At 28.0% G+C, this 20,323-nt stretch carries 24 protein-coding genes; 1 reads left to right on the forward strand and 23 read right to left on the reverse strand.

All coding sequences use genetic code 11. The features are described from left to right. Positions 1–21: 21 nt before the first annotated feature. The 9 genes from rsmB to JYG23_RS05320 all read right to left on the reverse strand — a co-directional run bounded on the left by rsmB (position 22) and on the right by JYG23_RS05320 (position 7,751). A complete protein-coding gene (rsmB, locus tag JYG23_RS05280; RefSeq protein WP_207237503.1) occupies positions 22–1,362 on the reverse strand; it encodes a 16S rRNA (cytosine(967)-C(5))-methyltransferase RsmB in 1,341 nt (446 codons plus the stop codon). Positions 1,363–1,377: 15 nt separating this feature from the next. Continuing rightward, on the reverse strand, positions 1,378–2,070 hold the full coding sequence (locus JYG23_RS05285; RefSeq protein ID WP_207237504.1) for a zinc metallopeptidase: 693 nt from the start codon (positions 2,068–2,070) through the stop codon (positions 1,378–1,380). Positions 2,071–2,080: 10 nt separating this feature from the next. Continuing rightward, positions 2,081–3,007 carry a methionyl-tRNA formyltransferase gene (gene fmt, locus JYG23_RS05290; protein ID WP_207237505.1) on the reverse strand — a complete coding sequence of 309 codons (927 nt, stop codon included), beginning with the start codon at positions 3,005–3,007 and terminating at the stop codon, positions 2,081–2,083. Further along, positions 3,008–3,454, reverse strand: coding sequence for a peptide deformylase (gene def, locus JYG23_RS05295; RefSeq protein ID WP_207237506.1), 447 nt, complete (start codon positions 3,452–3,454; stop codon positions 3,008–3,010). A gap of 22 nt (positions 3,455–3,476) precedes the next feature. Further along, positions 3,477–5,705, reverse strand: a complete 2,229-nt coding sequence (gene priA, locus JYG23_RS05300) for a primosomal protein N' (RefSeq protein WP_207237507.1) — start codon at positions 5,703–5,705, stop codon at positions 3,477–3,479. 70 nt (positions 5,706–5,775) lie between these two features. Further along, on the reverse strand, positions 5,776–5,976 hold the full coding sequence (gene rpoZ, locus JYG23_RS05305) for a DNA-directed RNA polymerase subunit omega (RefSeq protein ID WP_207237508.1): 201 nt from the start codon (positions 5,974–5,976) through the stop codon (positions 5,776–5,778). Then, complete coding sequence (gene gmk, locus JYG23_RS05310) at positions 5,958–6,584, reverse strand: guanylate kinase (RefSeq protein ID WP_207237509.1); 627 nt, start codon at positions 6,582–6,584, stop codon at positions 5,958–5,960. Before gmk ends, rpoZ begins: the two co-directional genes overlap by 19 nt. Before the next feature lie 21 nt (positions 6,585–6,605). Continuing rightward, positions 6,606–6,854 (reverse strand): DUF370 domain-containing protein, encoded by a 249-nt coding sequence (locus JYG23_RS05315; protein WP_207237510.1) that lies wholly within the window; start codon positions 6,852–6,854, stop codon positions 6,606–6,608. Between the two features lie 9 nt (positions 6,855–6,863). Next, positions 6,864–7,751 (reverse strand): YicC/YloC family endoribonuclease, encoded by an 888-nt coding sequence (locus JYG23_RS05320; protein WP_207237511.1) that lies wholly within the window; start codon positions 7,749–7,751, stop codon positions 6,864–6,866. 168 nt (positions 7,752–7,919) lie between these two features. Here JYG23_RS05320 and JYG23_RS05325 point away from each other — a divergent pair, with 168 nt between their 5' ends. After that, positions 7,920–9,680 carry an NFACT family protein gene (locus JYG23_RS05325; RefSeq protein WP_207237512.1) on the forward strand — a complete coding sequence of 587 codons (1,761 nt, stop codon included), beginning with the start codon at positions 7,920–7,922 and terminating at the stop codon, positions 9,678–9,680. 59 nt (positions 9,681–9,739) lie between these two features. Here the strand turns inward: JYG23_RS05325 and JYG23_RS05330 are convergent, their stop codons facing one another. The 14 genes from JYG23_RS05330 to JYG23_RS05395 form a co-directional block, all read right to left on the reverse strand. After that, on the reverse strand, positions 9,740–10,579 hold the full coding sequence (locus JYG23_RS05330) for a DUF3298 and DUF4163 domain-containing protein (protein ID WP_207237513.1): 840 nt from the start codon (positions 10,577–10,579) through the stop codon (positions 9,740–9,742). 28 nt (positions 10,580–10,607) lie between these two features. Next, positions 10,608–11,129, reverse strand: a complete 522-nt coding sequence (locus JYG23_RS05335; protein WP_207237514.1) for an RNA polymerase sigma factor — start codon at positions 11,127–11,129, stop codon at positions 10,608–10,610. Positions 11,130–11,149: 20 nt separating this feature from the next. Beyond that, positions 11,150–12,091, reverse strand: a complete 942-nt coding sequence (locus JYG23_RS05340; protein ID WP_207237515.1) for a GDSL-type esterase/lipase family protein — start codon at positions 12,089–12,091, stop codon at positions 11,150–11,152. A gap of 455 nt (positions 12,092–12,546) precedes the next feature. Next, positions 12,547–13,518, reverse strand: a complete 972-nt coding sequence (bioB, locus tag JYG23_RS05345) for a biotin synthase BioB (protein WP_207237516.1) — start codon at positions 13,516–13,518, stop codon at positions 12,547–12,549. A gap of 200 nt (positions 13,519–13,718) precedes the next feature. Next, complete coding sequence (locus tag JYG23_RS05350; RefSeq protein WP_207237517.1) at positions 13,719–14,057, reverse strand: DUF6054 family protein; 339 nt, start codon at positions 14,055–14,057, stop codon at positions 13,719–13,721. 167 nt (positions 14,058–14,224) lie between these two features. Then, positions 14,225–14,650 (reverse strand): N-acetyltransferase, encoded by a 426-nt coding sequence (locus JYG23_RS05355; RefSeq protein WP_207237518.1) that lies wholly within the window; start codon positions 14,648–14,650, stop codon positions 14,225–14,227. Between the two features lie 769 nt (positions 14,651–15,419). Then, positions 15,420–15,950, reverse strand: a complete 531-nt coding sequence (gene pyrR / locus JYG23_RS05360) for a bifunctional pyr operon transcriptional regulator/uracil phosphoribosyltransferase PyrR (RefSeq protein WP_207237519.1) — start codon at positions 15,948–15,950, stop codon at positions 15,420–15,422. A 1-nt stretch (position 15,951) separates the two neighbouring features. Continuing rightward, entirely contained in the window at positions 15,952–16,866 is a 915-nt protein-coding gene (locus tag JYG23_RS05365) for an RluA family pseudouridine synthase (protein WP_207237520.1), read from the reverse strand. Beyond that, the gene (lspA, locus tag JYG23_RS05370) at positions 16,859–17,335 is read right to left on the reverse strand and encodes a signal peptidase II (protein WP_207237521.1); all 477 of its coding nucleotides are present in this window, start codon (positions 17,333–17,335) and stop codon (positions 16,859–16,861) included. The genes JYG23_RS05365 and lspA overlap by 8 nt, the downstream gene beginning before the upstream one ends. A 3-nt stretch (positions 17,336–17,338) precedes the next feature. Next, positions 17,339–18,034 (reverse strand): 5'-methylthioadenosine/adenosylhomocysteine nucleosidase, encoded by a 696-nt coding sequence (locus tag JYG23_RS05375; RefSeq protein WP_207237522.1) that lies wholly within the window; start codon positions 18,032–18,034, stop codon positions 17,339–17,341. 10 nt (positions 18,035–18,044) lie between these two features. Beyond that, the gene (locus JYG23_RS05380) at positions 18,045–18,842 is read right to left on the reverse strand and encodes an RNA-binding protein (protein WP_207237523.1); all 798 of its coding nucleotides are present in this window, start codon (positions 18,840–18,842) and stop codon (positions 18,045–18,047) included. 14 nt (positions 18,843–18,856) lie between these two features. Further along, positions 18,857–19,126: a YggT family protein gene (locus tag JYG23_RS05385; RefSeq protein WP_207237524.1), complete on the reverse strand. Its 270-nt coding sequence runs from the start codon at positions 19,124–19,126 to the stop codon at positions 18,857–18,859. Positions 19,127–19,149: 23 nt separating this feature from the next. Next, on the reverse strand, positions 19,150–19,599 hold the full coding sequence (locus JYG23_RS05390) for a cell division protein SepF (RefSeq protein WP_207237525.1): 450 nt from the start codon (positions 19,597–19,599) through the stop codon (positions 19,150–19,152). Between the two features lie 23 nt (positions 19,600–19,622). Further along, complete coding sequence (locus JYG23_RS05395) at positions 19,623–20,318, reverse strand: YggS family pyridoxal phosphate-dependent enzyme (protein WP_207237526.1); 696 nt, start codon at positions 20,316–20,318, stop codon at positions 19,623–19,625. Between the last annotated feature and the right edge of the window lie 5 nt (positions 20,319–20,323).

A 20,323-nucleotide genomic window follows, 5' to 3' on the forward strand; every position in this document is an offset into this window, starting at 1 on the left:
TCCTTCGTTTTTTACAATTAATTATATCATAGTTTTTCTTAATTTAGCAACAAAAAAACCATCCATCGCGTGAACATGCGGAAAAATCTCTATATATCCATCTTTAGATGTTTCAAAAAAACTCTTTGTTTCTTTTTCTATGTTTACTAACTCAAAATTTTTATTATACTTCATAAATTTTTTAATAACATTTATATTTTCATCTTTTGAAGTAGTACATGTTGAATATATTAATTCACCACCTACTTTAAGATATCTTGATACATTTGTGAGTATCTTATATTGTAAGTCAAATAAATTTTGACTATCTATTTCAACTCGATTATACTTTATTTCAGGTTTTCTTCTAATGATTCCTAATCCTGAACATGGTACATCAGCTATGCAATAATCGAATTTTTCTATCAGCTCTTCGTTAAATAAAATCGCATCCTTTAAAACAACCTTAATATTTTTTAAATCAAGTCTTTTAACATCATTATTTATTAGCTTTATTTTGTGTTCAAATAAATCTCTTGATAAAACCTTGCCCGTATTTTCAAGTCTCTCCGCAACATCCATAGTTTTGCCACCTGGAGCTGCACAAACATCTATAATTAAAGAATTTCGCTTAGGATTTAGTATTTGACCTACAAGCATTGAACTCTCACTTTGAATAGAAAATAAACCACTTTTAAATTCAGGTAGCTTATCTATACTATATACATTTTTTAATATTAATCCTTTGTCTGCTATTTTACACTCTTCAACATCTATACCCTTTTCTATAAGTAATGTTTTTAATTCTTCCTTAGTTATTTTGTTCGTATTAACTCTAATATTTAGCAAAGCTTGTTCATTATTTTTTATAAGTATATCTTCAATATTATCTTTTCCAAATTGTTTAATCCATAGATTAATTATCCATACTGGAAATGAATATTTTATAGATAGTTTATCTACAAAGTTCAATTTCTCAATTTCTTGGTGAACAAACTGCTTATTTCTTAATATATTTCTTAATACTGCATTGACAAATTTAGATGTTTTTAAATCTAAATTTGATTTAATATAATCAACGCTTTCATTTACTACTATGTTTTCTCTAGTATTATCTAAAAAATAAAATTGATACACAGCCAATCTTATTGCCATTAATACATCTGTTTGCATTTTTTTTGTTTTCATCTTAGAAAATTTATTTATGGTAAAATCCAAAAAATAAATATTTTCGGTTACTCCCAAAATAACTTTCCTATATAAATTTTGCTGTCTTTCATCTAAAAGCTTAAAATCATTATTTATTACTATATTAGAATAAGAGTTATTAGCATGAATCTTTTTTAAAGACTCTATAGCAACAACTCTAAAATTATTATTCAATAAATCACCTCAAAATTAGTCTCTGTCTCTAAATCTGCCTGATATAGCAAGTAATCTTAACAACTGTAAAACTGACATTAAGGTTGCTGCTACATATGTTAATGCTGCTGCATTCAATACTTTTTTTACAGATGTCTTTTCATAATCATAAATTATACCATTGTCTACAAGCTGATAGACTGCTCTGTTACTTGCATCGAATTCAACTGGTAATGTAATAATTTGAAAAAGTACAATTGCAGAAAATAAATATATACCAAAGTCTACAAAAGTTTTATTGCCAAGTAAAATACCTAAAAAAAGCAAAAGAAATGAAAATTTAGAACTAAAACTTGCAACTGGCACAAGTATATTTCTGATTTTCAATGGAGCATATCCTTTATCATGCTGAATTGCATGACCAACCTCATGTGCTGCCACTCCTAAAGCAGCTACACTATTTCCATAATATATACCATCTGATAACCTTAGAACTTTCTTTCTAGGATCATAATGGTCAGTTAATCTGCCTTTAACCATTTCAATTGTGACATTATTCAGTCCATTATTATTTAAAAGTTTCTGTGCTGATTCGTATCCTGTCATACCTTTTGCAGATTTGACATTTTGAAATCTACTGTAAGTACTTTGAATTTTTGTCTGAGCATACATAGAAAATATGATAGCTGGCAAAATAATAATATAAGTTGGATCAAAAAAGAAATGCATGTTATCACTCCTACAGTTTAATTAATACCTCAAATTTATTCCCTCTAAGAAAGTCTTGAACTTTCATTTTGTTTTTTCCAGGAATTTGCAATTCTTTAATAACAATTAAATAATCTGATGTCGCAACATATATACCAGTTTTATCTACACGCTCTACAGTTCCAGGCTCATGTGTAGACTTTTCATTGGTAATTATTGTAGTGTAAACCTTTATGTTCTTATCATCATATATAAAATATGCTATTTGGTCGGGATTTAACCCTCTTACCATATTATGAACATTTTGAGCTTTTTCATTCCAATTTATAAGTGCAGTGCTTTTATTTATCATTGGCGCATAAGTTGATAAACTTGTATCCTGTTTTACAGGTATAATAGTTTTATTCTTTATTTGCTCTAATGTTTTCATCAATAAATCAGAGCCTATCAAACTCAACTTATCGTGAAGATCACCAGCTGTCATATTTTCTGTTATTTCTAACTCTTCCTTTAACAGCATATCTCCGGTATCAAGTCCAACATCCATCATCATCGTTGTTACACCAGTTTTTTTATGACCATTAATTATTGACCAATTAATTGGGGCAGCGCCTCTTAATATTGGTAGTAAAGAAGCATGAACGTTAATACATCCAAGTCTTGGAATATCTAAAACTTTTTTACTTAATATTTGACCATATGCAATAACAATTATCAAATCAGGATTTAATGCTGATATTTTTTCTATAGCTTCTTCATTTTTAACTTTGTCTGGTTGATAAACTTCTAATCCTAATTCTTCCGCCTTTACTTTAACCTCTGACTTTTTAATTTTTTTTCCTCTTCCAAAGGGTTTGTCAGGTTGAGTAACAACAAGTTTAATATTGTATCCTTCCGATACAAGTCTCTCAAGTGACGGTACCGCAAACCCAGGTGTTCCCATAAAAACTATATTCATTTATTCACCTACTATTTTATCTATAAAAAGTATTCCTTCTAAGTGATCTAATTCATGACAAATACAAATAGCCAATAAGCCTTCTGCTTTCAACTCGTTTTTTTTGCCATTTTCGTCTGTATATTCAACAGTTACATTAGTTGGTCTTTTAACTTTTCCTCTTTTATTTGGTACACTCAAGCAACCTTCTTCACCAATTACTTCACCACTTTTTTGTGTGACTACTGGATTTATCATTTTGTATACATTTCCATCATCAACGTCTATCACAACTAGTCGTTTAAGTATTCCTATTTGTGGACCTGCAAGCCCAACACCATCAGAATAGTACATTGTATCCAACATATCATCTAAAATAGTTAAAACTCTATCGTCTATCTTTTCTACCTTTCTTGATTTTTTCCTTAAAATGTCGTCTCCTTCGATTCTCACATTTCTTAAAGCCATTTTTAAAATATCCTCCCTAATTTTAAACACTTTCAGTGTCAATATTTATACTTAATTTTATATTTTTTATATCTTTTTCCATATATACTTCTCTAATAATACTTTTTAATTTAGATGCATTATTTAAAGATACTTTCATATATAAATTTATTCTGTATTCATTATTTACTTTATATATAGCATTAGGAGTAGGATTATATAATAGTACTCCTTTACCCTTAATTAATTCTTGAATTTTTGATTTTAATAGGTTATATTTTTCCATTGAAACACTTTTTAACAAGCTTTCATCTTTAGAAATAGTGCAAACATTTATGATATTCACAAACGGTGGATATGCAAACTCTTTTCTTAATAAAAATTCATCTTCTATAAATTCTTCAAAATTATTATCTTTTGCAGCATTTATAATGCAATTGTCAGGCTCGTACGTCTGAATATAAACATATCCTTTTTTTTCGCCTCTACCAGCTCTTCCACTTACCTGTGTTAATAACTGAAATGTCTTTTCTCCTGAGTTATAAAAAGGTAAATTTAAAAGCGAATCAGCACTTAATACTCCAACTGTCGTAACATCCGGAAAATCTAATCCTTTTGCAAGCATTTGCGTTCCAATTAATATATCTATTTTATGAGTTTTAAAATCATTATATATTTCATTGAAGCTATTCTTAGATGTCATAGTATCCATATCCATCCTAGCTACAACACTATCCTTAAATAACCCCTTTACTAATTCCTCTGCCTGTTGTGTGCCGAACCCAAACTGTTCAATTCTATTACTACCACATTCTGGACATTTGTCAAATACTGATTTAGTATTGCCACAATAATGGCATTTTAATTTATTTAAGCTACTGTGATAAGTCATTGATACATCACAATTATCACATTTAGTAACATACCCACATTTTTTACATGCTATAAAGTTTGAATAACCTCTTCTATTAATAAATAAAATTACTTGCTCCTTATTTTTAAGAGAATATCTAATTCTTTTAAACAATTCTACACTCAAAATAGTATCATTACCATTTTCTATTTCTTTTTTCATATCAATAATTTTTATTTTAGGTAAATTTGCTTTTTTAGCTCTTTTTTTTATTTCTAAAAGTCTAACATGTTTATTTTTAACCATATTAAATGTTCTCAATGAAGGTGTTGCGGAACCTAGTATAACTTTAGCATTTTCAATAAATCCACGTTTTATTGCAGTTTCTATAGTGTCATACTTAGGTGATGTAGATGATTTATAGCTTTCTTCGTGTTCCTCATCAACTATTATACAACCTAAATTTTTAACAGGTGCAAACAATGCTGACCTAGCTCCAACAATGACATCTACCTCATTATTTAATACTTTGTTCCACTCAATATATTTTTGCTTTGCTGTTAATTTACTATGGAAAACAGCCACTCTACTTCCAAAACCGTTTCTAAGCCTACCAATTGTTTGACTTGTCAAGGATATTTCTGGAACTAATAAAATTGATTGCTTTCCTAGTTTCCTATAATATTCAATAACATTAATATATACTTCAGTTTTTCCGCTACCAGTAATTCCATGCAACAAATAAATTTTATCCTTTGAATTAATTATTTCATCATAACAGTATTTTTGTTCTTCATTTAATTTATTTATAAATTTGTCGTATAATTTTTCCTCATTTATATAAAGTTTTTCCTCAATAGAAATAATATCTTTGCTAAATAAAGTATTGATTGTAGCAATGCTTATATCGTTGCCAGAAGTAAACTCCTTTAATAAAACCTTATCATAATTTTTTAGCAATTGAATAGCTTTACGCTGCTTCGGTGCATTTTTTACTTGATATTGTTCAATCGGTTTTTCTTTGTCAATTAGATAAATTAATTTTTCATACTTTATGCTTGTATTTTTATTATGCTCATATTTTATTTGTGATGGTACCATAAGTCTTACAACATCAGAATATTTACATATATATCTCTCTCGCATCCAAACTGCTAATTTTATAAGTTCAGGTTTTATAATTACTTCTTCATCTATTACACCTAAAATCGGTTTTATTTTATTAACTGGAACACTTGTTTTATCAGAGATTTTTACAACAAGAGCATCTATTGTCTCTTTTTTTCTAGAGAAGGTAACTTTAACTCTTTTACCTATCATTATTGTTTTGCAAAAGCATTCTGGAACTCCATATGTATATATTAAATCTGTACTTTTTGAGTTATAATTAATAACAACATGAACAAATTTTGGATACAATTTAATCACATCCTTATAATAGAAATAGGAACACAAATTAATAATCCGTGTTCCCATCCAATAATCTTTTTTATTCCTCGTCTGGATATATTGGCTTAATTTTATCCTCACTAAACTCTTCAATTGCAATAGAAACTGGTTTTATTGTTTTAGTATAAACCCTTGGATTATCACCCTCAATAATTTGTCTAGCTCTTTTTGAAACTATAGTTACTAATGAATATTTACTATTCACCATACCATATAATTCATCTAACGATACTTTGTGCATGTTTGTTCCTCCTTAATTTGTTCAACTAAATCTATATTCCTATGTGACTTCATTTTTTCAACGTCAATTATTTTTCTTACTTTATCCGTTGCCTCCAGCAAATCATCATTTAATACAACATAATCATATTCAACTGCAAATTCTAGTTCTTCCTTAGTGCATTTCAATCTATTGGATATTACTTTTTCACTATCAGTTCCTCTACTAACAATTCTTTTTTGCAATTCTTGTAAAGATGGTGGAAGTATAAATATAAATACCCCATCATCATGAGATTTTCTTACTTTAAGCGCTCCTTGAATATCTATTTCTAATATTACACTAATTCCTGCGTTTAATTTATTCATGATGTTACTTTTAGGAGTGCCGTAATAGTTTCCATATACAAAAGCATGCTCCAAAAAATCATTATTATTTATTCTTTCTTTAAAATCTTCTTCATTTATAAAATAATAATTTACTCCATCTATTTCACCTATTCTAGGTTTTCTAGTAGTAGCAGATACTGACACTTCTAAATCTGTTGAATTTTCAATTACTTTTTTGCAAATAGTGCCTTTTCCAGTTCCAGAAGGACCTGAAATTACAATTAATAAACCTTTTTCCATTTTAAATCCTCATTAAAATAATTATTTATTTGTTACTTCAAATCTTTGAGCCATAGTCTCTGGTTGTACAGCTGATAATATAATATAATCACAATCAGTTATAATAACTGCTCTAGTTTTTCTACCATATGTTGCATCTACAAGTTTACCATTTTCCTTAGCATCTTGTATAAATCTCTTAATAGGTGCAGAATCAGGACTAACAACAGCCAATATTCTATTTGATAAAGCAACATTTCCAAATCCAATATTAATTATGTTATTTGACATATCTATCTCCTACTCAATATTTTGCACTTGTTCTCTAATTTTTTCCAAAACATTTTTCACTTCTATAACATTTTTTGTTATATCAAGATTACCAATTTTAGAACCTATGGTATTTATTTCTCTATTTGCCTCTTGTAATATAAAATCTAATTTTCTACCTACCGCTCCTCCACTAGCTATAGTGCTTTCAAGCTGAGATATATGAGATTCTAATCTTATTATTTCTTCATTTATATCACTTTTGTCTGAATAAAATACTATTTCATTGTATAATCTATTTTCATCTAATTCATACTTTGTACCAAGCAGTTCGTTAATCCTAGCTTCAAGTTTAACTTTGTAATCATCTACCAAAGTAGTTGAATACTTTTGTATTTCAGCAGTTAATTTTTTTATGCTTTCAACGCCATTTAGAACATCAACTCTAAGCTGTTTTCCTTCATTTTCTCTCATTGCTAACAATTTTTCTATAGCATTGTATATAGATTTTTCAACACAAATTTTTAATTCATTTTCGTCATCCGAATTTTCTTTAGCTACTAAAACATCTTGAAATTTTATTATAGTATCCAATCTAACTTCATCATCAAGATTTAAATTACCTTTAATTTCGTCTATTGCAGCTTTATATTGGTTAGCTAAAGCTAAATTTGGTGCTATTACAGTTGCTGACTCAGAAATATATTCAATATTTAAGAATATATCTACTCTTCCTCTTAAAATACTATTTTTAATAATTTTTCTTATATTATCTTCAAGAAATCTTAAATGTCTAGGTGCTTTAATATTTATATCACTGTATCTATTGTTGATTGTTTTTATCTCAGCAATGATATTTCTTATCCCATCATTATACTCGCCTTTTCCATAGCCAGTCATGCTTCTTATATTTTCCATCTTAGTCTCTCCTGCAATATAGTTAGTTAAAAATTTAAAACTAAACTAAACTTAATACTTATCTAATTAATTATACCACTTTTTCTGAAATAGTAAATATTTTTTTGTTTATATTTTTATTTGTTTAGTGTACAATATATATATTAATGTAAAAGGTAGGGAAAAAACATGGCATTAGACGGTATAGTTGTAAACAGTATTAAACATGAACTTGAAACTAAGCTTGTTGGCGGAAGAATTGATAAAGTATATCAACCTGAAAAGGATGAAATCGTTATAAATATAAGAAACCTAAAAAATTATAAATTACTTTTAACATCAAACAGTAGTAGTCCTAGAATTCATCTAACTACTATTGCTCGTAAGAATCCAGAGCAGGCACCAATGTTTTGTATGCTTTTAAGAAAACATCTGTATGGAGCAAAAATACTTCAAATAAATCAGCTTCAACTTGATAGAGTTATAGAAATAGTATTTGAATGTAAAGATGAATTGAGAACACCAGTAAAAAAATCTTTAGTTATTGAAATTATGGGAAAACACAGCAATATCATTTTCTTTAATTACGAAACCAAGGTTATAATTGATTCTATAAAGCGTGTATCTGAAAACATGAGTAGTATAAGACAAGTATACCCTGGGATTGAATATAAGCTTCCTCCATCACAATCAAAACTAAATCCTCTTGAAATTACAAAAAATGATTTTATTGAGTCTATACATAATACTAATGATGGAATGTTAATTTACAAATTTTTTTATAAAACATTTACAGGGTTTAGCCCCCTTATAAGCAAAGAAATATGTTTTGAAGCAAATGTCAACGAAAATCTAGTTATTGGCGAATTAAATGATATAGACAAGGAAAAATTAAGTAATATTTTTCTTTACATAACAGAAAAAATCAAAGAAAACAAATTTTCACCCTCTATATATGTTAATGAAACGGAAAAAATATATGACTTTCATAGTATAAAAATACAATGTTTTGAAGATATAAATACTCAAGATTTTGATTCTATAAGTGAATTATTGGATGTATACTATTACGAATTAGACAATAAAAACAGAATTAATCAAAAGGTTTCTAATTTATTAAAAAGTATACGTACGAAACTTGAAAGAGACAAAAAAAAGCTTGAGAAGCAAAGAAATGAGTTACTGAGTGCTGAAAATAGAGAAAAATATAAAATATATGGTGATTTAATTATTTCAAACCTCCATGTACCATTTGAAAATCACAAACTTACAGTTGTTAATTATTATGATGAGGAACAAAAGAAAATTACGATACCTCTTGACCCAAAATTAAATAATTTAAAACTCAATTCACAAAAGTACTATAAAAGATATAACAAGTTAAAATCAGCTGAAGAAGAACTGATTAAACTAATAGAATCTACATCAAATGATATTAAATATTTAGAAAATATACTTTTCAGTATAGAGGCATGCAAAACCACTGATGATTTAGATCAAATTTATGAAGAATTATCAAAAGAAGGTTTTATAAAAAAATACAAAGCTCCAAAAGGCTCCAACAAAATTAAAAATGAAATATTAATGTATATTTCATCATTTGGTCATGAAATACTTGTTGGTAAAAATAATATTCAAAATGATATAATCACATTTAAACATGCTAAAAAGGAAGACTATTGGTTCCATGCGAAAGGAATTCCAGGTTCGCATGTTGTAATTAAAACAAACGGTGATGAGCTTGATGATATAGAGTATGTGGAAGCTGCAAAACTAGCTGCATTTTATAGTAAAGGGAAAAATAACAGTTTAGTTGAAGTTGATTATACAAAAAAACAAAATATTAGAAAACCACCAAGTGCAAAACTTGGATTTGTAATTTATGATACAAATTATTCAATGAATGTTGATACTGATATTTCTAATATTAAGGTTAAAATTAGAAGTTGAAATTAAAAACAAACCAGCAATAGATTTACTTCTCTAAAGCTGGTTTTTTCTATTACAATTTAATTGTTTTCTAATTCAAATTCAAGCCTTCCAGCGGCTCCAGCAGCTATAGTATATTTATCAAACACTATAACTATATTTTTATTTTCGTTAATATAAAAATTCGTATTATCATTTATTAAATCTTCAATATTTACATCATCAAAAAGCAATTGTTTTACACTCTCATCGGCATTTTCTAATTTTTCTTTAACTTGTCTGGCTACAATATTTTTATAATTTGTACCAAAAAAATCTTTAAGCATCAAATCTCTTCCACTTTCTAAATCAATATTGTAATAATAAAATTGTTGATAAGCACTTGCAAGTGTTTCATATTTATTTATAACAAATGATACTATATTTTCGTCAAGCCTCTTAATGTCATAATCAACAGTTATTTCTATAGGCGAAAAATCCTCTTTCTTTCCTCCTGTGGCGATAAATGCATCGTAATACTCTAATGCTCTTATTTTAGACTCTTCAACCTCTTCATTAATAATTTTAGAGATTTCATAATTTACACGTTTTTCAAGCTCTGAATTATTTGTGTTTGAGATATTAGGGATTTTTACATTTACTATTTTTTTATCATCGTGTTCCTCGTACTCTCTAAATGTAAACACCTTACAAATCTTATTCAAAATTGGTACATTTGTCATAGTCTGTGCAAATGCATAGCTAGTATTTATTAATGTAACAAATACTAAAAAGCATGCAACTACTGATGTAATAACCTTATACACACCTTTGTGTCCTCTTTTTTTAGCAAGACCAATTTTAATGGCTTCCTCTACAGTTTTATTTAAATCAGTCGGTATAGGTGTATTGTCATGTATTAATTTTAAATCATTTTTCATATTTTACTCCTTTATTAAAACTAATATATTAAATAGTTAATTTATCTATGATTACTTTTGCTTCCTCTTTCAAGCTACTTCTTAATATTTCTAATCCTCTATAAAGCCTTGATTTAACTGTATTTACATTAAGCTTTAATATGTAAGAAATCTCATCTAATTTCATATCCTCATAATATCTTAAAACTATCACTGTTTTATATTTTTCATTTAAATTATCTATTGCTTCAAAAACTGCTTTTATTTCTTCTTTGCTTTCAATACTTTCATCATAGCAAGGTATATCAATATATTCATTGATATACATAATTTTTCTGTTTTTTCTTAATGCAGTTAAACATTCATTTATAAGTATCCTATAAAACCAAGTCTTCATATATTCGGGCTTTTTTAGCATATAAATCTTTTCTATAGATTTCACTATTGTTTCTTGAACAGCATCCAAGCTTTCCTGCTCATTTTTCATATATCTAAATGCAAATCGATAAAAAGCATCTTGGTTTTCTCTTATGAAAACAACTAAGTTATTTGTTAAAACATCATTTTTCACTTAAACTACCTCATTTAATTTTAAAGTGCGTGTACCTTTAAATATTCATACCACTTTTCACAATATTCCTTGTTAAAATGCACTCCATCCAAAGACGCTTCCTTGAGTAGGTTTCCGTTATCATCTTCAACAGCTTCTTTTACATTTACATAGTATATATTCTTATCTTCGCACATTTTTTTTAATAAAGTATTGAATTTATTTATATTTTCATTATTATAAATTTTATCATTTGTCGATTTTTCTTCTGATACAGGTAATATAGACTGAATATATATTTTAGCATCTTTATTTAATGTAAGAATATGATCAACAATAGCTGAATATTTTTCTATAAACACATCAGTATAAACCCATCCCAACTCATTTATACCAAGCATAATATATATCTTATCAAACTTTGAAACATCTAAAGCTTCAATTATAGTCGATTTTTTACCATTTAAATTTATTAATTTTTTTGTAAATACTGTATCAACCATCAATCCCTTTGAGGTTAATGCCTTTGCATTTGAAAGCTTATTACTTAATATAAATCCTTGTGTCCTCGAATTTCCTATAAAAACAGCGTCATCAAAATACGCATTATCAACGATTTCACCTTTTGGTACTGGTTTAGAGTAATCATATTCTAAAGTATTTTCTTTATCTATATTATCTGTTTTATCTGTTTTATCCTTATCTATACTATCTGTTTTATCGCTTTCATCTGTTTCACCTGTTTTATTATCACCATTATTTATATTTTTATTTTCATTAGATACATTCTCTTTATCACCTTCATTTTTACTGCTGTCTAATATTTTGGAGGTTGTTGAGAAATTATCCTTTTTATCATTTGATTTAGTAAATGCAAATGTATTTAGTACAGTTGCTCCTATCCCTAAAATTGTACATATTAAAATTCCTAAAATAATTTTTTTTCTTGTTTTATTTTTTTTCTTATAAACTGAATATCTCAAAATTATTACCTCACTTTTTTATTCTGTATTTATTAGACTACTAAGTAGTATAAAAAGTTTCAAAAGAATAGAGATTATTTATCTCTATTTCAGTTTGTCGAAAAAGGTCTGCTTCAAAAGCAGACCTTTTTTGATTTCAATAAATAAAGCTAGCCTATGAAGCGAAAAGAAAACTACATTAATTTTGTAATCACATTGCGTGTAGGAAATTGTAACTTCATACACTTCATAATGGTCAAATGCGCAGAATGGGGTACGGGTCAGTCTACCTTGACCAAAAGGCATTACGTTTAACTTCGTACAATTTCAGCTACACTACATGAATGTTACAAAATTAAATCCGTTTTCTTTTCTAATAGCTATACTGAAAGCATTGGAAAATCAGCAAAAGCCGGTAGCTAATTCAATTAATATATAGTAAAATATAACAGGATGATAAAATTGAAGTATTGTCATTATTCATTAACCTCAACTATTTTATAACCTAGTTCTTTAATTAATTCTTTGTCTGTATCAATACTTATACCCGTTGTAGTTAACATATCTCCAGTAATTGCAGCATTAGCACCTGATAAAAAGCAACTTCTACCTTTATCCTCTAAAAGTCCTCTTCCACCTGCAAGTCTAATGTATGAATCAGGATTAATAAATCTTACAATTGCGACTATTTGACACATTTCATCATTAGTTAATTTTTCTAAATGCCCAAAAGGTGTACCTGGTATAGGATTTAACATATTTACAGGCGTAGACTTAACACCTAAATCTCTAATCTTCATATACATGTCTACTCTGTCTTCCATAGTTTCACCCATGCCTACTATTCCACCACTGCAAACCTTAATACCTGCTCTTTGTGCTGCCTTAATTGATTCTATTTTATCTTCAAAAGTATGAGTAGTACAAACATCTCCAAATTTATTATTTGATACTTCAAGATTATTGTGAATTTTGCTAACTCCAGCAGCTTTCAACTTCTTAAACTGTTCTTCATTTAATAGTCCATGTGATGCACAAACACTAATTCCTACATCTTTTTTTATTTGCTTAACACTTTCACAAACTTTTTCTATATCACAATCTGACAGTCTTCTTCCAGAAGTAACAAGACTATAACGCTGTACACCTTTATCGTAGTTGTATTTAGCTTCTTCAACAATTTTATCACTACCAAGCAACTCATATTCCTCTACATCTGCACTATAAAATGACGATTGAGCACAGAATTTACAATTTTCTGAGCATCTACCACTTTTAGCGTTTATAATTGTACACATATCAAAATTATTATGTAAAAAGTGTTTTCTAATTTCATTTGCAGCATCACAAACTTCTTGTATATCATACTTAGCGAGCTCTAATGCTTCTTCTTTACTTATAAGATTTCCTTCTAATACTTCATTTTTAAGTTTTTGTACAAAATTCATTATGCTATTCTCCTAACTACTTTTATTAATCTTTTTCCTAAAAATGCTCCAAGATTGTAATCAAAATATTATATTACAAGTGATAATATAACATAATATCACTTTTTTGTAAACTTATTATTTGCATGTAGTTTACAATATAATTAGCAAATAAAAAAACATATTATTTAAACTATGTTTTTTTATATAATTCATTGATATTAGCCATTGTAATTTTCAATTATTTCTTTTAGTTTATCTAGAAATGACTCTTCTCCCAATGTATTAATTTTAAATAATACAGCTTGACTTCCACCAGATGTAATTGCTGAAATAAATAAATCCTCGTCTTTGCCAACTAATGTAACATTCAGGCTGACTCTATTACCACCAAAACAGCTATATCGTTCATAAACTCTAATAGCACAACTTACTCCATCTTTTTCAAAATTGCTTCCATCCTCATAGCTTGCTGAAATACTTCCATGTAATATCCCTTCTTCAATAATACTTAATAATTCATTGAAATTTCCTTTTAAATTACGTTCATATTTAGCCATATTTTTCCCTCCAAATTATATCTCGTATAGCCTACGCTGCATTGATTATATTAATTTATTCCATGCACAAGCTACGTATCAATGTAGTCTGTAAATTAATTACTTAATAATATTGGTTATTACGTATTCAAAAAAAGATGCGTCTTAACCATACAGTTTTATTGTTATTATAATTTCCATATCATTGAATATTCTGTTTCCTTAGTATCATCATTTTCTTTTTCTCTTTCTATTTTAAATCCATGATTCTTATAAAACTCTATCGCTTTCAAATTTTTTGCATAAACATCTAATTTTAAGATTGGATAATGTAACTTGCATTTTTCAATCAATTTACTCCCTATTCCATTAGATTGATATTGCTTTGAAACAAAAAGTCCTGCAATATAAGATTTATCCACAATACCTATAAATCCCTTTATTTCACCATCATCTTCATAAGTAAGAACGTTAGATTGTGGCAAAACTTTGTTTACAAAATCATAGTTTTCTATCCAATAACTTTCAGAAATAAAATAATGAGCTTTAATATTTGTTTCAAGCCAAATTTTCATTACATTATCTATTTTAGACATTTCTAATTCTTTTATCATTATTTACACTCCTTATTTGTGAAATATTACAATTTCAACTTAGCACAATTATACAATTGCATACTTTATATCATTTATTATATCACAAATAATTTTTTTCCACTTAAATAATTTATACTGTAACCTTAAAAACTTTTCTCACGCATTTTGACTTTTGCGAATGAAACTGCAATTACAATTCTCTATGCAGAACATAGCTGAGCAAAGAAAATTATTCTTCCTTTTTTAAGGACATCGTAGGGTAACTAGCAAGTAAATGCTCACAAAGGCTAGCCATAACAAGACCTCAGAGACTAGCTACAAAATACCCTCAAGGACTAACAGCAACACAATTAAATTGACAAACGCAAGACTAGCCAAATAGCAAAAAAGAATAATTTCACTGTCGAAGCATTGTGAAGCATAGATAGAATTGTACAAAGTGGAGTGAGCGTTCTAAGTCAATTCAGACTAGCTATAAAAACTTATCCCGCGCATTTGACTTTTGCGAACAGAACTGCAATTACAATTCTCTATGCGTAACATAGCTGAGTAAAGAAAATTATTCTTCATTTTTTATGATCAAGCAAACTAGCAACAACACAAGCTACAGAGACAGACTATAATAAACAATAAAGACTGTCTAGTCATGATCACTAAGAATAACCATAATAAGACTACAAAGACTAGCTGTAACACTATTAAATCGACCAACACAAGACGAGCTCAATAGCAAACAAAAAATCTCCAAAATTCCTTAATAGAATCTTGGAGATACCACTTACCATTCTTATTCACCAATAACTACCTTGTCGCAGTCATCCATATCTTTAAGACAAACCTTAACTCTTTCAGTGTGACTTGTAGGTACATTTTTGCCTATGAAATCAGCCCTGATGGGAAGTTCTCTGTGTCCTCTGTCTATCAAAACAGCTAACTCGACATTATTCGGTCTTCCTTTGTCAACGATAGCATCCAATGCAGCTCTTACAGTTCTTCCTGTATAAAGAACATCATCCACTAAAATTACTGACTTATCCTTTATATCAAATGAAAATTGTTCAACTGATGCAGGTGCTTCAAAATCCTTCTCATAATCATCTCTATAATAAGTTATATCCAGTGGAAATGCTGGAACATCAACTCCCTCAATAGCGTTAATTTGTTCTTGAATTCTTAAAGCTAAAGGCCATCCTCTTGTTTTAATTCCTATAAGAACTAAATTTTCGGCACCCTTGTTTTTTTCAATAATTTCATGAGTTAATCTAATTATCGCTCTTTTAATAGCCTTATCATCCATAATTAAAGCTTTTACTTTCATTTTATCTCTCCGATTTATCTAATTTTTCTAATACTCTTTTAAAATAGATAGGTAACTCTGATTCAAACTCTAAGTACTCTTTTGTTTTTGGGTGAACAAAACCAATTGATTTAGAATGTAAAAGTTGTCCATTAAGCCCAAACTTTTTATCCACTTTCCCGTAAACATCATCCCCTACAATTGGATGACCAATATATTTCATGTGTACACGAATTTGATGTGTTCTACCTGTTTCTAATTTAAGCTTTATAAGAGTATACTTCTTATATCTTTTTATCACTTCATAATTAGTAATAGCTTCCTTGCTATTTTTTTTAGTAACGCATCTTTTTTTTCTATCTTTTTCACTTCTGCCAAGTGGCGCATCTATAACACCCTTGTCATTCTTAACAACACCTTCAACAAGTGCATGATATATTCTATTTATTGAATGTTCCTTTAAACAATCAGACAAATAAATATGAGAATAATCATTTTTAGCTATAATCAACAATCCTGACGTATTTTTATCCAATCTATGAACTATTCCTGGTCTAATCACTCCATTGATAGACGATAATTCATCAACTTTACTCATAAGAGCATTAACTAAAGTACCACTATAATGTCCGACTGCTGGATGTACAACCATTCCTTGAGGTTTGTTGATAACTGCAACATCATTATCCTCATAAACTATATCCAAATCTATATCTTCTGCAACAACATCTAAAACTTTAGGTTCAGGAATATTTATTATAATTTCATCATTAATTTTAACTTTGTAATTTTTGTTTACTGCCTTTGAATTTACTGTTATATTTTCTTCATTAATTAATTTCTGTATAGCACTTCTAGATAAATTCTCTAATTTACTAGATATATACGTATCAATTCTAATATTATTTTCTTCTACAATTAGGTTTACTTTATCCATCAATTTTGCTCTTTTCAAACTTATTAAATATAATCAACAATAGCAAAAGAATTGTACCTACTACAACACAGCAATCTGCCACATTGAACACTGGAAAATCATAAAACGAACCAAATTTAAAATCAATGAAGTCTACAACATATCCAAGTCTAAATCTATCAATAAAATTACCTATTGCACCACTAAGTATCAAAACTAATGCATATCGCGAACATTTTGTAATTTTTTTATTAAACAATATAACAGCTACAATAAAGCCTATAAGTAAAACCGTAGAAATAATAAAAAAAATTCTTTGATCTTGCAATATTCCAAAAGCTGCTCCTCTATTCTCTACATACTTAAATGATAAAAAACTTCCTAACACACTTATTGATGCAAAATCTTTAAGCGCTTTTACTGCCCAAAGCTTAGTTATTTGATCAATTACTAACGAAGCTAAAATAATCACTCCATAAATATAATGCATATTTTACAACTCCTCGATTAATGCGCTCGATATTTTAAAGCATTTTTCTAATGCTATTTTTTCAAATTCATTATATACCATTGTCGCTCTATCATCAGAAGTATCAGATATACATCTAATAGCCATAAAAGGTACCTTGTTTAAAAAGCAAACGTGAGCTATAGATGCACTTTCCATATCTGTACACATTGCATCAAAATTCTCTTTAATCCACTGTTTCTTAATATTAGTAGAAACAAATTCATCTCCTGAAACTATTCTTCCCACATAGTATGTCATATTATTATTTTCTGCTATTTTTGTTATTTTATCTAATATTTCTTTATTAGCTTTGAATATATAGTTTTCACCCATTCTAGGTATCTCTCCTAGTTTATATCCAAATCCTACTGCATTAACATCATGCTGCAATAAGTCAGTTGAAAAAACAACGTCAGCAATATTTAACTTTTCTGAAATAGCTCCCGCTATACCTGTGTTTACAACACAATCAACCTTAAATCTATCAATAAGAAGTTGTGTACAAATTGCTGAGTTAACCTTTCCTATACCTGAAACAACTACTACTATTTTTTTATCATTATGATTTATAATATTAAACTCAAAGTCTAAATGATTAACCTTCTCACTAGTTCCGTAATACTTAATTAAAGCAGCAACCTCTTCTTGCATTGCCCCTATTATTCCAATATTTTTCATTATTCCTCCATTATTTTCTAATATAATGCTTTATGTCAAGCTTTATTTTGCCGCTTTTTGTACTTCCAATTTCTTTTTCAATCATAAATCTACCAAATCTTCTAATAGAAATCAAATCCTTTTCACTTACTATAAATGTTGGTTTTTTAACAACTTCAAAGTTAATTTTTACATTTCCAGAACTAATTAAATCATTACATATATCTCTTGATTTATTAATTAGTGACTTTACTACATTATCAAGCCTCAGTGAGGTTACATTTATAATTATATTTTCATGATCTGACTCTTTATAGCTAATATCCTCTAATTCAATTTGTTTAATATCAATCTTATTATTTCCTACTTTATCTAGGTTATATATTATAACATCACTGATATCACTATTACAAATAATATCAGCAAATTCATCATGTACATAAATATCTCCAATTTTACTTCTGTCTATACCCAAGCTCATCAAAGACCCTAAATAATTATTGTGATCAAGGTCTTTAAATTTAGATTTATTGTAAAGTCTATATGCTGTAAAATATTCCTTTGCATCAACATCATCTTCGCTAATATAATCAGGAAATAAAATTAAACTTTTCCTTTCGCTATGTTCATACGTCGGGAAAAGTTTATAACTAATATCTTCATTATTTATTAAGGGTAAACAATAATTCAAAACATTATCATTTATAAAGTCTGAAGCGTAGTTAACATAGTTCTTGCTAACCAATTTAGCTTTGTCTACCACTTTTCTTACTAATAGCCTTGTTTCCTCGTCTTGAATATAATCATAATATTTATTAAAATCTTTCATAATATAAACCTAACTTAAAATATCGTCAATACGATACTTAATATAACTCTTAATAATAGAAATGCAAGTATTGGTGAAAAATCAAGCATTCCATTTCCTAATCCCAATCTACTTAATAAAGCCTTACATGGCAGCAGAACTGGATCAGTAATTTGATATATTATATCAGAGAATTTGCTAAATCTCAAACTAGGAATATACGAAATAAGTATCCTAACTAGTATTGCAAATTCAATAATTTCAATTAAAATGACTAAACCTTGTTTAATTGTGTAACTTATCATTAATTTCCTCTTTACTTTTTTTACTATTTATAGTTAAAATTTCTCTCAAATCTATCTTTTTCCATTCTCCCGTCAATTTGAACATTGATAGGTGCTATAACAAATATACCTTTTGACACTTTCTGTATACTTGCTTCTAATGCATAAACTGCACCCTTTATAAATTCAAATATTTGTCTTTGGTCTTCTAGTTCAAGATTTTCGATATTTAAAACTACTGCTTTTCTGTTTTTTAACTCATCTACAGCTCTTGTACAATCTTCATATTTTTCTGGTTCGCAAATAAATAATTTCATATCTGAATTAGAATGTACTTTAATTACATTGCCTTTTTTTGAATATGAATTGATATTTGGGTTTACTGGTTTTACTTCAGTCTTTGCGTCATTTTCATATTCATCTTCGTAACCATCTTCATCTTCTTCCATATCAGTTAATCCAATAAAGTCTTTCATTTTATTCATAAAACTCATTTATATCTCCTCCATGGTTTTTATCATTTATATACTCTACTGCCAAAAATAGCAGTTCCTATTCTAATTATATTAGCACCTTCCTCGATGGCTATTTCAAAATCATTAGTCATACCCATTGATAAATACTTCATTTCTACATTTTTATAGCTATGAGTTGATACTTTATCAAATAAGCATTTCATTTCTTTAAATACCCATCTAACATCTTCTTTGTTTTCACTAAATGGTGCAACTGTCATCAATCCAACCACTTTAATATTTTCTAAATTTTCTATTGAAATCAAGAAATCAAACAAATCTTCTTTTTTTAGCCCAAACTTACTATCCTCTTCACCAATATTCATTTCAATAAGTACTTCTGAAATCAAGTCATGTTGCTCAGATCTCTTATTAATTTCTTCAGCTAAAGATTTACTTTCAACTGAATGTATCAATTTAACTTTTCCAACAATATACTTAACCTTATTAGTTTGCAAATGACCTATAATGTGCCAATTTATATTGGAATTTGTAATTTGCTCATTTTTATTCCTAAATTCCTGAACTCTGTTTTCGCCTAAGTTTAATAGCCCAGCATCTACAGCTTGTAGAGCCTTTTCAAAATCAACTGTTTTTGTTACTGCTATAACAGTTATATCATCTAAAGTTTTATTAACCTTATTTGCAGCAAGTTCGACCTTTGCCAATACTTCTTTTACATTCTTTTGTATACCCATGATCA

The organism is Sedimentibacter sp. zth1, assembly GCF_017352195.1.
In the GTDB taxonomy this organism is placed as follows: Bacteria; Bacillota; Clostridia; order Tissierellales; family Sedimentibacteraceae; genus UBA1535.

What these genes read in the sequence shown, in the direction of transcription:
- JYG23_RS05285 (WP_207237504.1), bottom strand. Translation starts at nt 2,070, where the DNA reads ATGCATTTCTTTTTTGATCCAACTTATATTATTATTTTGCCAGCTATC.
- fmt (WP_207237505.1), bottom strand. Translation starts at nt 3,007, where the DNA reads ATGAATATAGTTTTTATGGGAACACCTGGGTTTGCGGTACCGTCACTT.
- def (WP_207237506.1), bottom strand. Translation starts at nt 3,454, where the DNA reads ATGGCTTTAAGAAATGTGAGAATCGAAGGAGACGACATTTTAAGGAAA.
- rpoZ (WP_207237508.1), bottom strand. Translation starts at nt 5,976, where the DNA reads ATGCACAAAGTATCGTTAGATGAATTATATGGTATGGTGAATAGTAAA.
- gmk (WP_207237509.1), bottom strand. Translation starts at nt 6,584, where the DNA reads ATGGAAAAAGGTTTATTAATTGTAATTTCAGGTCCTTCTGGAACTGGA.
- JYG23_RS05315 (WP_207237510.1), bottom strand. Translation starts at nt 6,854, where the DNA reads ATGTCAAATAACATAATTAATATTGGATTTGGAAATGTTGCTTTATCA.
- JYG23_RS05320 (WP_207237511.1), bottom strand. Translation starts at nt 7,751, where the DNA reads ATGGAAAATATAAGAAGCATGACTGGCTATGGAAAAGGCGAGTATAAT.
- JYG23_RS05325 (WP_207237512.1), top strand. Translation starts at nt 7,920, where the DNA reads ATGGCATTAGACGGTATAGTTGTAAACAGTATTAAACATGAACTTGAA.
- JYG23_RS05330 (WP_207237513.1), bottom strand. Translation starts at nt 10,579, where the DNA reads ATGAAAAATGATTTAAAATTAATACATGACAATACACCTATACCGACT.
- bioB (WP_207237516.1), bottom strand. Translation starts at nt 13,518, where the DNA reads ATGAATTTTGTACAAAAACTTAAAAATGAAGTATTAGAAGGAAATCTT.
- JYG23_RS05350 (WP_207237517.1), bottom strand. Translation starts at nt 14,057, where the DNA reads ATGGCTAAATATGAACGTAATTTAAAAGGAAATTTCAATGAATTATTA.
- JYG23_RS05355 (WP_207237518.1), bottom strand. Translation starts at nt 14,650, where the DNA reads ATGATAAAAGAATTAGAAATGTCTAAAATAGATAATGTAATGAAAATT.
- pyrR (WP_207237519.1), bottom strand. Translation starts at nt 15,950, where the DNA reads ATGAAAGTAAAAGCTTTAATTATGGATGATAAGGCTATTAAAAGAGCG.
- JYG23_RS05365 (WP_207237520.1), bottom strand. Translation starts at nt 16,866, where the DNA reads ATGGATAAAGTAAACCTAATTGTAGAAGAAAATAATATTAGAATTGAT.
- lspA (WP_207237521.1), bottom strand. Translation starts at nt 17,335, where the DNA reads ATGCATTATATTTATGGAGTGATTATTTTAGCTTCGTTAGTAATTGAT.
- JYG23_RS05375 (WP_207237522.1), bottom strand. Translation starts at nt 18,034, where the DNA reads ATGAAAAATATTGGAATAATAGGGGCAATGCAAGAAGAGGTTGCTGCT.
- JYG23_RS05380 (WP_207237523.1), bottom strand. Translation starts at nt 18,842, where the DNA reads ATGAAAGATTTTAATAAATATTATGATTATATTCAAGACGAGGAAACA.
- JYG23_RS05385 (WP_207237524.1), bottom strand. Translation starts at nt 19,126, where the DNA reads ATGATAAGTTACACAATTAAACAAGGTTTAGTCATTTTAATTGAAATT.
- JYG23_RS05390 (WP_207237525.1), bottom strand. Translation starts at nt 19,599, where the DNA reads ATGAGTTTTATGAATAAAATGAAAGACTTTATTGGATTAACTGATATG.
- JYG23_RS05395 (WP_207237526.1), bottom strand. Translation starts at nt 20,318, where the DNA reads ATGGGTATACAAAAGAATGTAAAAGAAGTATTGGCAAAGGTCGAACTT.